The sequence below is a fragment of the Pseudonocardia sp. ZF1 genome, from assembly GCF_056835605.1.
This window is the reverse complement of record NZ_JAJNBY010000001.1, coordinates 1604099-1619782: the sequence shown is the minus strand read 5'-3', so window position 1 is coordinate 1619782 and position 15684 is coordinate 1604099. Positions and strand designations below refer to the sequence as shown.

Below are 15684 nucleotides of genomic sequence, written 5' to 3'. Positions count from 1 at the left end.
CTAGCTACTTCTTCTTCCCGAAGTTCAGCTTCGACGGGTCGAACCCGGGCGGCAGCTGGTCGAGGTTGCCCAGTCCGGGCGGGAGCTGCTGCAGGCTCGGCGGCAGGTTCGACAGGTCCGGCGCACCGGCCGCGGCACGGTTCGCGGGGTTGCCGCTGCGCCGGCCCTTCTTGGCCTGCCGGGCCTTGCGCGGGTTCTTCGGGACCTTCTTGGTCGCGCTGCGCCCGCCGCCGCCGAAGCCGAACTGGCCGGCCATCTGCTTCATCATCTTGCGGGCCTCGAAGAAGCGGTTGACCAGGTCGTTCACGTCGGAGACCGACACACCGGACCCGGTCGCGATGCGCTGGCGGCGCGACGCGTTGATGATCTTCGGGTCCTCCCGCTCGGCGGGGGTCATACCGCGGATGATGGCCTGCAGGCGGTCGATCTGACGGTCGTCGACCTGCTCGAGCGCGGCCTTCGCCTGCCCGGAGTTCATCCCCGGGAGCATGTTCAGGATGTTGCCGATCGGCCCCATCTTGCGCAGCTGCAGCATCTGCTGGAGGAAGTCCTCCAGGGACAGCTCACCGGAGCTGATCTTCGCGGCGGCGGCCGCGGACTGCTCGGCGTCGAAGACCTGCTCGGCCTGCTCGATGAGGGTGAGCAGGTCGCCCATCCCGAGGATGCGCGAGGACATCCGGTCGGGGTGGAAGACGTCGAAGTCCTCGAGCTTCTCGCCGTTGGAGGCGAAGAGGATCGGCTGGCCGGTGACCTCGCGGACGCTCAGCGCGGCACCACCGCGGGCGTCGCCGTCGAGCTTGGTGAGCACGACACCGGTGAAGCCGACGCCGTCGCGGAACGCCTCGGCCGTGGCCACGGCGTCCTGACCGATCATCGCGTCGACGACGAACAGGACCTCGTCGGGCTGCACCGCGTCCCGGATGTCGGACGCCTGGCGCATCAGCTCCTCGTCGACGCCGAGACGGCCCGCGGTGTCGACGACGACCACGTCGTACTGCTTGTCGCGGGCGTGCGCGATGCCGTCGCGGGCGACGCCGACCGGGTCGCCGGGGCCCTCGGGGAGCTCGCCGGAGCCGGTGGCCCCGGGGTGCGGCGCGTAGGTCGGGACGCCGGCGCGCTCTCCGACGATCTGCAGCTGGTTGACCGCGTTGGGACGCTGCAGGTCACAGGCCACGAGCAGCGGGGTGTGCCCCTGCCCCCGGAGCCAGCGCGCGAGCTTGCCGGCCAGGGTCGTCTTACCGGCACCCTGCAGACCCGCCAGCATGATGACCGTCGGCGGTTCCTTGGCCAGGTGCAGCCGCCGCGTCTCGCCGCCGAGGATCGCGACGAGCTCCTCGTTGACGATCTTGACGACCTGCTGGGCCGGGTTCAGGGCCTGGGAGACCTCCGTCCCCTTGGCCCGGTCCTTGATACGCGTGATGAACCCGCGCACCACCGGCAGGGCGACGTCCGCCTCCAGCAGCGCGATCCGGATCTCGCGCGCGGTGGCGTCGATGTCGGCGTCGGAGAGCCGGCCCTTGCCGCGCAGGTCGCGCAGCGTGGATCCGAGCCGCTCGGAGAGGGAGTCGAACACCCTTACCAGCCTACTTGGCCAGCGCCAGTCCCCCACGGGCACCGGAGCGATCGGTGCGACGGACCGAGGACCAGCCGGTCTCGGTGCCCGCCCGCAGGGCGTCGGCGGTGTCCCGGGCGCGCCGCGCGTGCGCCGCGAACGGCCGCGACCGGACCACCCGTCCGCGGGCGTGCTGGCCGTCGAGTGCCTGGTCGGGGGCGGTGTCGAGCCACAGCAGGTGCGGTGCGCGGCCGCCGAGGCGGGCCAGCGCGCGGACCGCGGCGCGCACCCGGGGCGCGGTCGCGGGCAGGTGGACCACGACGGTGTCCGCGGGGCCGAGGGCCGCGGTGACCACCGACGCCCGGTGGGTCAGGTGGGTCAGCCACCGGTAGGCCGGGTACGGCGTCGCGGCGGGGAGCAGCCGTGCGAGCACGGCCCGGGTGGCCCCGGAGTCGAGGACCCGGGTGCCCGCCGGGGCGTCGAGCCCGGCGAGCAGCGTGGACTTGCCCGCCCCCGGCAGGCCCGCGACCAGCAGCAGCGACCGTCCCGGCAGGACGACGACCAGCGGCGCCGCCGGGCCGTCGTCGGACGGAGGGCCGGGGCGAACGGGCACGCCGGTGCCGTCGGGATCGGTGCGGCGGTGCTCGGTGGGGCGGTGCTCGGTGGGGCGGTGCTCGGTGTCGCGGGTCGGCGGGACGGCGCCGGTCGGCACGGCACGGGCGGTGGTCATGTGTGGTGAAACGGTCCGGTCGCCCGGATCGTTCCGATCACCCGGTGTGTCCGGCCCGCCGCGGACCGTCCCCGGCCCGGTCCGCCAGGCCGCGAGACGCACGTTCCCGCCCTCCGCGGGGCGCGAACGCGCTGATCAACGCCCCGGTGCGGGTGGGGCGGGCGCCGGGTGGGCCGGGGCGGCGGGGCCGGTGACGATCACCCGGTCGGCCGCAGGGCTACAGGGCGTCGGTGCCGCGCTCCCCGGTGCGGACGCGGACGACGTTCTCCACCGGGACGACCCAGACCTTGCCGTCGCCGATCCGGCCGGTGTGCGCGGCGTCGACGACCGCCTGCACGACCCGGTCGGCCTGCTCGTCGTCGACGACGACCTCGACCTTGACCTTCGGGACGAAGTCGACCGAGTACTCCGCGCCCCGGTAGACCTCGGTGTGGCCCTTCTGGCGGCCGAAGCCCTGGACCTCCGAGGTCGTCAGGCCCAGCACCCCGAGCCCCTCGAGCGCGTCCTTGACGTCGCCCAGGACGAACGGCTTGACGATCGCGGTCACCAGCTTCATCGGTCCCCCTCCTCGGTGATCCGCCCGGCCGGCCCGCGGCCCGCCGTGCGCATCGTGCTGAACTCGTACGCGGTCTCGGCGTGCTCGGCCTCGTCGATGCCGCCGTGCTCGTCGTCGGGGGCGGCGCGGAAGCCGATCGTCCGCGACACCACCCAGGCGATCAGCGCCGTCATCCCGAACGCCCAGACCGCCGCGACCAGCACCGACAGGGCCTGCCTGCCGAGCTGGGCGGGGCCGCCGCCGTAGAACAGGCCGTCGGCGCCCGCCGGGTTGACCGCGTCGGTCGCGACGAGACCCAGCATCAGCATGCCGATGACTCCGCCGATCCCGTGGATCGCGACGACGTCGAGCGAGTCGTCGTAACCGAACCGGTACTTCAACCGGATCGCGAGCTGGCACAGCAGCCCCGCGAGCACGCCGATCGCCAGGGCGCCCCAGGTGTCGACGTAGCCGCAGGCCGGGGTGATCGCGACCAGCCCGGCGACGGCGGCCGAGGCGGCCCCCAGGCTGGTCGGACGGCCGTCGAGCCGGTCCTCCAGGAGCAGCCACGCGACGACGGCGGCGGACGCGGCGGTCATCGTGGTGACGAAGGCGTTGGCCGCGGTGGCCCCGGCGGCGAGCGCGGACCCGGCGTTGAACCCGAACCAGCCGAACCACAGCAGGCCCGCCCCGAGCAGCACCAGCGGCAGGTTGTGCGGGCGCATCGGCTCACGCGGCCAGCCACGGCGGGCGCCGAGGACCAGCGCGAGCGCGAGCGCCGAGGCGCCGGAGTTCACCTCGACCGCGGCGCCGCCCGCGAAGTCGAGGGCGCCGACGGTGTTGACCAGCCAGCCGCCACGCTGCGACACCGCTCCGTCGACGGCGAAGGTCCAGTGCGCCAGCGGGATGTAGACCACGACCACCCAGACCGCGACGAACAGCGTCCACGCCCGGAACCGGGCCCGGTCGGCGACGGCGCCGGACACCAGTGCCCCGGTGATCACGGCGAACATCAGCTGGAACATCGCGAACGCCTGCACCGGCACGTCGCCGACCAGCGCGTCCGGGTCGGTGATCCCGGCCAGCTCGAACCCGCCGATCACCCCGCCGTGCGAGTCACCGAAGGCCAGCGAGAACCCGAACACGACCCAGACGAGCCCGATCACGCCGAGGCAGACGATGCTCATCATCATCATGTTGAGCACGCTCTTGGCACGGACCATGCCGCCGTAGAACAGCGCCAGACCCGGGGTCATGAGCATGACCAGGGAGGCACAGCCGAGCAGGTAGGCGGTGTTCCCGGTGTCCACGTCGACACTCCTCGTCGCACGCCGCACCGGGCGGGCCCGCACCGGCGACGAGCATGATCGTCGCCGGGCCGCCGCTGTTGCAAGGCGACACGACCTGCGTCACGTCGTCGGTCGGGCCTCCCCGCGCCCGGCGGCCACCGTGAGGACCGCCTTCTCGATCTCGCTGCGGGCCGACAGGTCCGGGGACCCGCCGATGCCGAAGGAGTCGACGACCGAGGCGCCGAGGGTCTCGACCCGGGCCCAGACGAGGTCGACCCCGGTCCGTTCGAGCGCGGCGGTGACGTGGTGGAGCAGCCCGATGCGGTCGGTGCCGCGCAGCTCCAGCACGACCGCGCCGGTGGCCTCGTCGTCGAACCACAGCACCCGCGGCGGGGCGGTCCGTTCCACCTCCGGCGTCGACGGCGCGTAGTCGCGTTCCTTGCGGGCCAGCGCCTGCACCAGGTCCAGCGACCCGGCGCGCACCCGCACCAGGTCGGAGCGGACCAGCGCCGGGTCGGGCAGGCCGCCGAACCGCGGGGTCACCGCGAACGTCTCGACCGCGACCCCGTCGGACACGTTCACGTCGGCGGTGTGCACCTGCAGCGAGTGCAGGGCGAGCACCCCGGCGACGGCCGACAGCACCCCGCGCCCGTCCGGCAGCGCGACGGTGACCGACGCGACGTCGCCGTCGCCCGCGAAGCGGACCTGCGGCTCCCCCGCCACCGTGACGGCGTCGACCATCTCCCGGTGGGCCGGGTCCGGCGGGCCGGGCTCGACGAACGGACGGCCGTCGAGCGCGGACAGGCAGCGCCCGGCCAGCCCCTGGATCAGGGTGCGCCGCCACGGGCTCCAGACGCCGGGCCCGGTGCCGAGCGAGTCGGCCTCGGCCAGCGCGCCGAGCAGCTCGAGGAGCAGCGCCACGTCGGCGTCGCCCCGGCCGGTCGGGGCGACCGCCTCGCGCAGCGTCTCGAGCACCCGCGACACCGTCGCCGGGTCCTCCGGGTCGCGACGGGTCGCGGTGTGCGGCAGCAGCAGGTGGTGACGCACCATCGCCGCGAGCAGCACGAGGTCGCCCTCGCGCAGCCCGAGCCGCTCGCCGATCTGGCGGACCAGCGACTCCCCCACCACCGAGTGGTCACCGCCGCGGCCCTTGCCGATGTCGTGCAGCAGCGCGCCGACCAGCAGCAGGTCCGGGCGCGCGACCCGGGTGGTGAGCCGGGCGGCCTCGGCACAGACCTCGACGAGGTGGCGGTCGACGGTCCAGACGTGCGTGCGGTCCCGGGGCGGCAGGTCGCGGACGGCGCCCCACTCGGGGAACAGCCGCCCCCACAGCCCGGTGCGGTCCAGCGACTCGATCACCGCGACGGCGGCCTTGCCGGTCCCGAGCAGGGCGAGCAGCTCGGCCAGCGCGGTCCGCGGCCACGGTGCGCGCAGCTCCGGGGCGGTGTCGGCGAGCCGGGACAGAGTGCCCGCGGAGATCGGCAGCCCGGTGCGGGCGGCGGTGGCGGCGACCCGCAGCACCAGGGCCGGGTCCTTCGCCGCGGACGCGTCGCGGGCGAGCCCGACCTCCCCCGCGTGCTCGACGACGCCGGAGTCCAGCGGCCTGCGCACCGGCGGGCGGCGGAGCGCGGCGAGCCCCCGGCGGGGCAGCGCGTTGCGGGCCTGGCGCAGCCCGACCTCGGCCGCGAAGGCGACCGCGCGGGCCGCACCCGACAGGGCGCGGGCCAGGTCGAAACGGTCCCCGACGTCGAGGATCGTGGCGATGTCGTCGGCCTCCTGGGCGCGCAGGACGTCGCGGGCCCGGCCGGAGAGCCGGTGCAGCTCGGTGCGCACGTCCAGCAGCAGCGCACGGGCGGCGACGACGTCGGGCCCCGGCCGGTCGACGAGCTGGGCGGTGGCCAGGGCGTCGAGCAGCTGCACGTCCCGCAGGCCGCCGTGGCCGTTCTTCAGGTCCGGCTCGATGCGGTGGGCGACGTCGCCGTTGCGCCGCCAGCGGTCGGTGGTGGTGTCGACGATCTCGTCGAAGCGGCTGCGCATCCCGGCCCGCCAGGCCGCGCGGACGGCGTCGCGGACCTTCGCGGTGAGCGTCGCGTCCCCGGCGACGTGCCGCAGCTCCAGCAGCCCGAGGGCCGCCCGCAGGTCGGTCGCCGCGATCTGCACGGCCTGTCCGGGGGTGCGCACCGAGTGGTCGAGCCCGATCCCGGCGTCCCAGAGCGGGTACCAGAGCTTCTCCGCGAGCGCGTCGACGTCGGTCCGGCCGTCGTGCAGGAGCACGAGGTCGAGGTCGGACCAGGGGCACAGCTCGCGCCGGCCGAGCGCACCGACGGCCGCCAGCGCCGTCCCGCTGCCCTCACCGCCGACCCCGAGTGCCGCGCACCGGGAGGAGAGCCAGAAGTCGTGCAGGTCGACCAGCGCGGCCCGCAACGCCTCCGGGCCGTGGTGGTGCCGGCCGTTGGATTCCAGGAGGACCGATTTCGCCTTGACCAGGTCCGCCGCTTCGCCCGACCCGAGGACCGTCATCGCCCCGCGCCACCCGCTTCCTGTTCGTTCGAGTAGTCGACCGCATGCATGCCGTGATGTCCGATTCCAGTCCGGACGGCGGACGGCCCGCCGCACTCCGGGAAGGGAGCACGACGGGCCGTCGCGAGGGACCGTCGGTCAGATGGCGTCGGCGCCGCGTTCTCCGGTACGGACGCGGACCACGGTCTCGACCGGGGTCACCCAGACCTTCCCGTCACCGATCTTGCCGGTGCGGGCGGCCTCGACGACCGCGTCGACGACCTTGTCCTGCAGCGCGTCGTCGACCACGACCTCGACGCGGACCTTCGGCACGAAGTCGACCGAGTACTCCGCGCCCCGGTAGACCTCGGTGTGGCCCTTCTGGCGGCCGTAGCCCTGGACCTCGCTGATGGTCAGACCGAGCACGCCGATCTGCTCCAGGGCGCCCTTGACGTCCTCCAGGACGAACGGCTTGACGATGGCGGTCACGAGCTTCACGGGTCAGACCTCCTGCTTCGCGACGGGGGTGGCCTTCGCCTCGGTGGCCGGCTTCGGCGAGGAGCCGAGACCGCTGCCGCCGCGCAGGCCGGAGAACTCGTAGCCGGTCTCGGCGTGCTCCGCCTCGTCGATGCCGGCCTGCTCGGCCTCGTCCTCGACGCGCAGGCCCAGGGTGGCCTTGACGATGAAGGCGATGATCGCGGTCACGATGCCGCAGTAGACCAGCGTGGCGAGCGCGGCCACGGCCTGGCGCCAGAGCTGGTCGACGCCGCCGCCGTAGAACAGACCGTTGGTCTCGTCGGGGGCGATGTCGGTGGCGAAGAACCCGATGGCCAGGGTGCCCCAGAGGCCGGCGACGAGGTGGACGCCGACGACGTCGAACGAGTCGTCGTAGCCGAGCTTGTACTTCCAGCCGACCGCGTAGGCCGACAGCGCACCGGCGAGGACACCGATGGCGAGCGCGCCCAGCGGGGAGACCGAGGCGCAGGCCGGGGTGATCGCGACCAGACCCGCGACGATGCCGGAGGCGGCGCCGAGCGAGGTGGCCTTGCCGTAGCGGATCTTCTCGATCAGCAGCCAGCCGAGGATGGCGGCGGCGGTGGCGGCGATGGTGTTGGTGAAGGCGTAGGCGGCGGCCCAGTCGGCGGCACCGGACGACCCGGCGTTGAAGCCGAACCAGCCGAACCAGAGCAGACCGGCGCCGAGCATGACCATGGTGAGGTTGTGCGGGCGCATGGCCTCACGCGGCCAGCCGCGGCGCTTGCCCAGGATGATGCAGAGGACCAGGGCGGCCATACCGGCGTTGATGTGGACGGCGGTACCACCGGCGAAGTCGAGCGCGCCCAGCGAGGTGGCGATCCAGCCCTGCTCCAGGTCGAAGACCCAGTGCGCGATCGGGAAGTAGACCAGGACGGCCCACAGGCCGGAGAAGAGCATCCACGCGCCGAACTTCATGCGGTCGGCGGCGGCACCGGCGATCAGCGCGACCGTCAGGATCGCGAACATCGCCTGGAAGCTGACGAAGGCCAGCTGCGGCAGCGTCTCGGCGGCCTGGTCGTTCGCCAGGATCGCGGTGAGGCCGAAGTAGGCGAACGGGTCGCCCAGCAGGCCGCCGCCGAGGTCCGGGCCGAAGGTCATCGAGTAGCCGAACAGGATCCAGAGGACTCCGACGAGGCCCAGCGAGCTGAAGCACATCATCATCATGTTCAGCACGCTCTTGGACCGGGCCTGGCCGCCGTAGAACAGCGCGACCCCCGGTGTCATGAGCAGTACGAGCGCGGCGCTCGCCAGGATCCAGGCGGTGTCGCCGCCGTTGAGGGCCTCTGCAGGCACTGTTCCTCCCATGTCCGTCCATCTGGCTGACTGGGGAGGAAGAATGGTGATCGCGTGTTTCGCATTCGGCGCCTGTCCGTTTCGTAACGGTTAACAGGCAGCCGCGACGGATGACGGTTGGGTTACCCAACCGGATCCGGAGGATCGACGGTCATCCGGATGGTCCGGTTCGTGACATGGCGCACGGTGCGGGCCGTCCGCGACGGCCCGCACCGTGACCTCAGTCGAGCAGTGCCTCGACGAACGCGGTGGGCTCGAACGGGGCCAGGTCGTCGGGGCCCTCACCGAGCCCGACGAGCTTGACCGGCACCCCCAGCTCGCGCTGCACGCGGAACACGATGCCGCCCTTGGCGGTGCCGTCGAGCTTGGTGAGCACCACCCCGGTGACGTCCACGACCTCACCGAACACCCGCGCCTGGGTCAGCCCGTTCTGGCCGGTGGTGGCGTCGAGGACGAGCAGGACCTCGTCGACCCGGGCCTGCTTCTCGACGACGCGCTTGACCTTGCCCAGCTCGTCCATCAGGCCGGTCTTGGTGTGCAGCCGGCCCGCGGTGTCGAGCAGGACGGCGTCGACCCCGTCGTCGGTGCCGCGCTTGACGGCGTCGAAGGCGACCGAGGCCGGGTCGGCGCCCTCGGGCCCGCGGACGACACCCGCACCGGAGCGCTCGCCCCAGGTGACGAGCTGCTCGGCGGCGGCGGCCCGGAAGGTGTCGGCCGCGCCGAGGGTCACCCGGTGCCCGCCCGCGACCAGCACCCGCGCGAGCTTGCCGGTGGTGGTGGTCTTGCCGGTGCCGTTGACGCCGACGACCAGCAGCACCGCGGGCCGCCCGTCGTGCGGCAGCGCGTGCACCGAGCGGTCCTGGCCGGTGCCGAGGGCCTCGACGAGCACGTCGCGCAGTGCGGCGCGGGCCTGCTCGGCGGTGCGGACGCCGCGGGTCGCGATCTGCTCGCGCAGCTTCTCGACGATCTCGGCGGTCGTCTCGGGGCCGAGGTCGGCCTGCAGCAGGGTGGCCTCGACGTCCTCCCAGGACTCCTCGTCGAGGTCGCCGGCGCCGAGCAGGCCCAGCAGGCTCTGGCCGAGCCCGGAGCGCGAGCGCGACAGCCGCCCGCGCAACCGGCCGATCCGGCCCTCGGCCGGGGCGATCTCCTCGGTGGGCGCGCCCGGGGCGACCGGCGCCTGCGGGTCCACCGTCGCCGGACGCGCGACCGGCTCGGTCGGGGCGCTCGGTGCGAGCTCCGGGCGTGCGACCGGCTCGGTCGGGGCACTCGCGGCGGGTGCGGCGGGCGGGGCCGGGATCTGCTCGGTGGTGCCGCCGTCGGGCGTCGCCACGGTCCCGGCGTCCCCGGAGGGGCCCTCGGGGCGGCGGAGCTGGCGGGTGGCCGGGTCCTTGCTGGCCTCGGCCGTGTCGATGACGCGGGCGTCCGGGGTGCCGGTGACGGTCCCGGTCTGCTCGGTGGGGACGGTCGGGCTGCTGGGCGGCGCGGTCGACGGGACCGGCGGGGCGGTGCTGACCGGGATGCCCCCGGGCGGGGTGCGGGCCTCGGTCGCCCCGTCGACGACGGGTGTGCCGCCGGGCGGGGTCCGGACCTCGTCGGCGGTCGGCGCGTCGGCGGCCTCGGCGGGCGGCCCAGCGCGGCGGGGGTGGCGGGGCCGGTGTGGCGGCGGTCGGGGCGTCGTCGCCGGGGGCGCGCGGGCGCTCGGGCGCGGTGGCCGTCCCGGAGGAGAACGCGAACCCGCCCCCGGCCTGGTAGCTGCCGCCGGTGCGCGGTGGCTCGTCCGTACCGGTCCCGAGCTCGCGCTGCTGCTCGTCGGACCGCAGGCTGATGCGCCGTCGGCGGGCGATCACCAGCCCGGCGACGACGGCGATCAGCAACACCGCCACGACGATCGCGACGACGATCCAGAGGGTCTGCGTGGTCACAACGCCACCCTGCCACGCCCGGCCGGCCCGCCGTGCAGGACGGGCCGGTCAGCCGGTCAGGAGGCGGGGCGCAGGCGCTGGGAGATGACCTGGGTGATGCCGTCGCCGCGCATCGAGACACCGTAGAGGGCGTCGGCGACCTCCATCGTCGGCTTCTGATGGGTGATGACGATGAGCTGGCTGGTGGTGCGCAGCTCCTCCATCAGCGAGATGAGCCGGCGCAGGTTGACGTCGTCGAGGGCGGCCTCGATCTCGTCGAGAACGTAGAACGGCGAGGGCCGGGCCCGGAAGATCGCGACGAGCAGCGCCATCGCGGTCAGTGAGCGCTCCCCGCCGGACAGCAGCGAGAGCCGCTTGACCTTCTTGCCCGGCGGGCGGGCCTCGACCTCGATGCCGGTGGTGAGCATGTCGTCGGGGTCGGTGAGCACGAGCCTGCCGTCGCCTCCGGGGAACAGCGTCGCGAACACGGTCTCGAACTCGGCGGCGACGTCGTGGTAGGCGGTGGTGAAGACCTCGAGGATCTTGTCGTCGACCTCGCGGACGACGGTGAGCAGGTCACGCCGGGTGTTCTTCAGGTCCTCGAGCTGGGTGGACAGGAACTTGTAGCGCTCCTCCAGCGCCGCGAACTCCTCCAGCGCGAGCGGGTTGACCTTGCCGAGCAGCGACAGGTCCTTCTCGGCCCGCTTGAGGCGGCGCTCCTGGGTGGGCCGGTCGAACGGGACCGGCGGCGGCGCGGAGACCTGCTCGCCGCGCTCGCGTGCGGCCTCGTACTCGGCGGTCTCGGCGGCCGACGGCGGCACCGGGACCTCGGGCCCGTACTCGGCGACGAGGTCGTCGACGCCGATGCCGTGGTCACCCAGGATCTTCTCGGTCAGCTGCTCCAGGCGCATCCGGGTCTGCTGGCGCACCATCTCGTCGCGGTGGACGGCGTCGGTGAGCTTCTCCAGCAGCGCGGTGAGCTTCGTCGTGGTGTCGCGGGCCTCGGTGTGGGCCCGCTCGCGTTCGGCGCGGGCGGCCTGGATCTCGTCGCGCTCGGCGGCCGCGGCGGCCAGGGAGCGTTCGATCCGCCCGGCGGCGACGTGCCCGGCGTCGACGACGAGCCGGGCGACCTCGGAGGCCCGCTCCCGTTCCGCGGCCGCGGCGGCGGCCCGGGACCGGGCGAGGCGCTCACCGTGCGCCTGGCGGCGCAGGGTCTCGGCGCGCCCGGCGATGGCGCGGGCCCGCTCCTCGGCGGTGCGCAGCGCGAGACGGCACTCGACCTCATCGGAGCGGACCTGTTCGACCCGCTCGGCGGCCTCGTCACGCAGCTCGGTGTCGGGCTCGTCGTCGACCGGGGCGTCGGAGGCCAGCGACAGCTGGTGCTCGGCGGCCTCCAGCTCGATCAGTGAGTCCGACCGCCGCCGTTCGACGGTGTCGCGGCGGTCGCGCAGCCGCTCGGCCTCGGCGCGGGCGGAGGTGACGACCTGTTCGAGCCGCCCGAGCTGGGCGGCGGCGGCCGAGCGGCGCCGGTCGGCGTCGGCGACGGCGGCGCGGGCCGCGGTCAGGTCGGCCCCGCGGGCGGTCTCCTCGGCGCGGGCACCCTCGCAGGTGGGGCGCAGCGACTCCAGCTCGGCGTCGACGGCGTCGCGGGCGGTGACCGCGTCGTCGACGGCGGCCTGCAGCTGCAGCGCGCCCTCCCCGGCACCGGTGCCGCCGCGGGCGGCGTGCGCGGTGAGCAGGTCCCCCTCGGTCGTGACCGCGGTCAGCCCCGGCCGGGCCCCGACGGCGGTGGCCGCCGCGTCCAGGCCGTCGACGACGACCACCCCGGCCAGCAGCTCCCCCAGCGCCGGGGCGAGCGCGGGCGGGGCGGTGACGAGCGCGGCCGCCCAGCGCCCGGCGGGCGGGGCGCCCTCGGGGACCGGGACCGGCACCCGCCCGGCGGAGCGGTCGGCCCCCGCGGCCCCGGCGCCGACGAGCAGCGCGGCCCGGCCCGCGTCACCACGGCGCAGGGACCGCAGCGCGTCGGCCGCGGACACCATGGAGGCGACGGCGACGCCTTCGGCGAGCTCGCCCAGCGCCGCGGCGACCGCGGCCCGCCCGGACGGCTCGACCTCGACGAGCTCGGCGACGGCGCCGAGCACCCCGTCGTCGCCGGAGTCGAGCAGGGCGCCGGTGCCGTCACGGCGGACCAGGCCGACCTGTAGGGCGTCGACCCGGGCGCGCCAGTGCGCGCGGCGCTGCTCGGCGTCGCGTTCGGCGGCGACCAGCTCGGCGACCCGCTCGGCCGCGCTGCGGTGCGCGGCCTCGGCCTGCTCGACCCGGGCGGCGAGCGCGTCGGCGTCCGCGTCGTCCCCGGACACGCCGAGGGACTCCCGCGCGGTCTCCAGCTCGGCCTCGGCCTCGGCGGTGCGGGCGCCCGCCTCGGCGAGCGCCTCGGACAGCCGCTCGATCTCCTCCGCGGTCGCGGCGACGCCGGAGCGCAGCGCGTCGGCCTTCCCGGCGAGGGTGGCGATCCCCGCGCGACGGTCGGCGATGGCACGCACGGCGGCCAGGTGCTCGCGTTCGGCGGCGGCGAGGGTCCGCTCGCGCTCGGCCTTCTCGGTGACGGCCTCGTCGAGCAGGCGCCGGGCGTCGGCGACGGCGGCCACCAGCTCGTCCTCCTGCTCGGCGACCGCGTCGGCCTCGGCCTCGGTCTCGTCCGGGTCGCGGCCGGGGGTGCGCCCCGCCTCGGCCGAGGAGGTGAGGTGGCGGACGCGTTCCTCGGCGAGGCGCACGGTGCCGCGCAGCCGCTCGGCCAGTGCGGAGAGCTGGTACCAGGTGTCCTGGGCGACCTGCAGCCGCGGCGCGTCCGCGGCGAGCGCGGTCTCCAGCTCGTCCTGTCGTCCGCGGGCGACGTCGAGCTGCTCCTCGACCTCGGCGCGGCGGCGCCGGGCCTGCTCCTGGGACGCCTCCTCCCGCAGGGTCTCCTCGGACAGGGTCACGTAGTCGTCGGCGGCCAGGCGGAGCCGGGCGTCGCGCAGCTCGGTCTGCACGGCCTGGGCGCGGCGGGCGATCTCGGCCTGGCGGCCCAGCGGCTTGAGCTGGCGGCGCAGCTCGGCGGTGAGGTCGGTGAGCCGGGTGAGGTTGGCCTGCATCGCGTCGAGCTTGCGGAGGGCCTTCTCCTTGCGCTTGCGGTGCTTGAGGACCCCGGCGGCCTCCTCGATGTAGGAGCGGCGGTCCTCCGGCTTGGACTGCAGCACCCCGTCGAGCTGGCCCTGCCCGACGATGACGTGCATCTCCCGGCCGATGCCCGAGTCGCTGAGCAGCTCCTGCACGTCGAGCAGCCGGGCGCGGGAGCCGTTGATCTCGTACTCGCCGGCGCCGTCGCGGAACATCCGGCGGGTCACCGAGACCTCGGAGTAGTCGATCGGCAGGGCGCCGTCGGAGTTGTCGATGGTGAGGGTGACCTCGGCGCGGCCCAGCGCCGCCCGGCCGGACGTGCCCGCGAAGATCACGTCCTCCATCTTGCCGCCGCGCAGCGCCTTGGCGCCCTGCTCGCCGAGCACCCAGCTGATCGCGTCGACGACGTTGGACTTGCCCGAGCCGTTCGGCCCGACGACGCAGGTGATCCCGGGCTCCAGGCGCAGCGTGGTGGCCGAGGCGAAGGACTTGAAGCCCTTCATCGTCAGCGTCTTGAGGTGCACGGGCGGGGATCTCCAGGTGCGCGGGGGCGACCAGGGTAGCCGGGCGGGCCGCCGTGCCCGACGGCCCGCCCGCGCACCCTCAGGTGGTGGGGGCGGAGGCGTTGACCAGCCAGCGGACGCCGAAACGGTCGGTGAGCTGGCCGAACTCGTCTCCCCACATCTGCTTCTCCATCGGGACGTCGACGACGCCGCCCTCGGCGAGCCCGGCGAAGAAGCCACGCAGCTTGTCCGGGTCGTCGCCGGACAGGCTGACCGAGATGCCCGACGGCGGCCCCACCGGGCGCTGCGGGTCACCGTCGGAGGCCATCAGGGCGAAGCCGTCGGGGGTGCCGAGGTAGGCGTGCATGACGCCGTCCGGCGGGGGGACGGGGCCCTCGGCGCCCATGTCGCCGAAGGTCATGACCTGCAGCTCTCCGCCGAGCACGGAGCGGTAGAACTCCATCGCCTCCCGCGCCCGGTTCTCGAAGTGCAGGTAGGGGTTCATCTGGACGGGCATCGCGACCTCCCGGTGTCGGTGTGGGCACAGGTGTAGACCCCCGCACCGACGGAACTGAGCGGTCAGGCCTCGACGAACCCGGAGAATGCGCCGGACGGCTCAGCCCACTGCTCCGACACCGACGTCACCCGCCCCGGGGTGTCCCCGCCGCGCAGCAGGTCCAGCAGACGGTCACAGGCGGAGCGGTCACCCTCCGCGGTCACCGCGACCCGGCCGTCGGACAGGTTGCGGGCCTGGCCGACGAGGCCGAGCTCGAGCGCCCGCGACCGCGTCCACCAGCGGAAACCGACGCCCTGCACCTCCCCCTGGACCCATGCGATCAGCCGAACGGTCGAATCCGTGTTGCCACTCACAGTGCTGATACGTTACGCGGCCGTGACCCGACGACGCACACCGCGCGCCGCGAGCGCCGTGCTCGGCGGGGTGGGGGCCGGCGCCGTGCTGGCCATGGCCGCCCCGCTCGCCGCACCGGCGCTCACGGCAGTGGGCTCGCCCGACGCCGAACGGCCCGGTGGACCGGTCTCCGACACCCGGCCGCTCCGGGCGGTCGGCGCCGCCTACGCGACGACGGCCCCGGCCGGTGACGGCGCCCCGGTCGACGGCGCCGCGCTCGTCCGCGGTGCGCTCGCCGCCGCCCCGGCCGACCCGGGTTCCTCCGCCCGGACCGCGCTCGACGCGCTCTCCGCGCACGAGGCGGCCACCGCCGCGGCCGCCACCGCCGAGCCCGTCACCGGCCGCGCCTCCGGGCCGGGCCCCGCGGCCCGGCCGGCGGTCCCGTCGGCGAGGGGCGCGGTGGCCGGGTTGTCCGGCGAGCTCGCCCGGGTCGTGGAGCTGACCAACGCCGAGCGGGCCGCCGCGGGCTGCGGTGCGCTGCGGGCCGACCCGCGGATCAGCGCGGCCGCCCAGGGCCACAGCGAGGACATGGCCGCCCAGGGCTACTTCGCCCACGACAGCCGCGACGGCCGGGACTTCGCCGACCGCATCACCGCGGCGGGCTACGGCTCCCCCGGTGCGGAGAACATCGCGATGGGCCAGCCGGACGCGGCGACCGTCGTGCAGGACTGGATGGAGTCCCCCGGGCACCGGAAGAACATCCTGGACTGCTCGCTGACCACGATCGGCGTCGGGCTGGCCGACGGGTACTGGACCCAGGACTTCGGCCGCTGAGG

General features: G+C 74.9%; 13 protein-coding genes. 2 read left to right on the top strand and 11 right to left on the bottom strand.

The genetic code is table 11. The features are described 5' to 3' along the window. Nucleotides 1-4 precede the first annotated feature (4 nt). The 8 genes from ffh to ftsY form a co-directional block, all read right to left on the bottom strand. On the bottom strand, nt 5-1573 hold the full coding sequence (gene ffh, locus ZF1_RS08015; RefSeq protein WP_062401008.1) for a signal recognition particle protein: 1569 nt from the start codon (nt 1571-1573) through the stop codon (nt 5-7). Nucleotides 1574-1583: 10 nt separating this feature from the next. Then, the gene (locus tag ZF1_RS08010; RefSeq protein WP_482636900.1) at nt 1584-2282 is read right to left on the bottom strand and encodes an AAA family ATPase; all 699 of its coding nucleotides are present in this window, start codon (nt 2280-2282) and stop codon (nt 1584-1586) included. A gap of 217 nt (nt 2283-2499) precedes the next feature. Next, complete coding sequence (locus ZF1_RS08005; RefSeq protein ID WP_251784847.1) at nt 2500-2838, bottom strand: P-II family nitrogen regulator; 339 nt, start codon at nt 2836-2838, stop codon at nt 2500-2502. Continuing rightward, on the bottom strand, nt 2835-4127 hold the full coding sequence (locus tag ZF1_RS08000) for an ammonium transporter (protein ID WP_482636899.1): 1293 nt from the start codon (nt 4125-4127) through the stop codon (nt 2835-2837). Before ZF1_RS08000 ends, ZF1_RS08005 begins: the two co-directional genes overlap by 4 nt. A gap of 99 nt (nt 4128-4226) precedes the next feature. Then, entirely contained in the window at nt 4227-6626 is a 2400-nt protein-coding gene (locus ZF1_RS07995; RefSeq protein ID WP_405418625.1) for a [protein-PII] uridylyltransferase, read from the bottom strand. Nucleotides 6627-6764: 138 nt separating this feature from the next. Beyond that, entirely contained in the window at nt 6765-7103 is a 339-nt protein-coding gene (locus tag ZF1_RS07990; RefSeq protein WP_062401001.1) for a P-II family nitrogen regulator, read from the bottom strand. Nucleotides 7104-7106: 3 nt separating this feature from the next. Further along, nucleotides 7107-8366, bottom strand: coding sequence for an ammonium transporter (locus ZF1_RS07985; protein ID WP_237454072.1), 1260 nt, complete (start codon nt 8364-8366; stop codon nt 7107-7109). Between the two features lie 289 nt (nt 8367-8655). Next, entirely contained in the window at nt 8656-9765 is a 1110-nt protein-coding gene (gene ftsY / locus ZF1_RS07980) for a signal recognition particle-docking protein FtsY (RefSeq protein ID WP_482636898.1), read from the bottom strand. Nucleotides 9766-9811: 46 nt separating this feature from the next. Here ftsY and ZF1_RS07975 point away from each other — a divergent pair, with 46 nt between their 5' ends. Beyond that, nucleotides 9812-10483 (top strand): hypothetical protein, encoded by a 672-nt coding sequence (locus tag ZF1_RS07975; RefSeq protein WP_482636897.1) that lies wholly within the window; start codon nt 9812-9814, stop codon nt 10481-10483. On the opposite strand, the gene smc is transcribed toward ZF1_RS07975, so the two are convergent. From smc to ZF1_RS07960, 3 genes are all read right to left on the bottom strand, one after another. Then, nucleotides 10414-14019, bottom strand: coding sequence for a chromosome segregation protein SMC (smc, locus tag ZF1_RS07970; RefSeq protein WP_482636896.1), 3606 nt, complete (start codon nt 14017-14019; stop codon nt 10414-10416). The two genes, ZF1_RS07975 and smc, sit on opposite strands and share 70 nt — an antisense overlap. 79 nt (nt 14020-14098) lie before the next feature. Next, nucleotides 14099-14515: a VOC family protein gene (locus tag ZF1_RS07965; RefSeq protein WP_062400995.1), complete on the bottom strand. Its 417-nt coding sequence runs from the start codon at nt 14513-14515 to the stop codon at nt 14099-14101. Nucleotides 14516-14577: 62 nt separating this feature from the next. Continuing rightward, nucleotides 14578-14868 (bottom strand): acylphosphatase, encoded by a 291-nt coding sequence (locus ZF1_RS07960; RefSeq protein WP_482636895.1) that lies wholly within the window; start codon nt 14866-14868, stop codon nt 14578-14580. A 22-nt stretch (nt 14869-14890) separates the two neighbouring features. On the opposite strand from ZF1_RS07960, the gene ZF1_RS07955 reads away from it, so the two are divergent. After that, nucleotides 14891-15682, top strand: coding sequence for a CAP domain-containing protein (locus ZF1_RS07955; RefSeq protein WP_476654134.1), 792 nt, complete (start codon nt 14891-14893; stop codon nt 15680-15682). Nucleotides 15683-15684 lie beyond the last annotated feature (2 nt).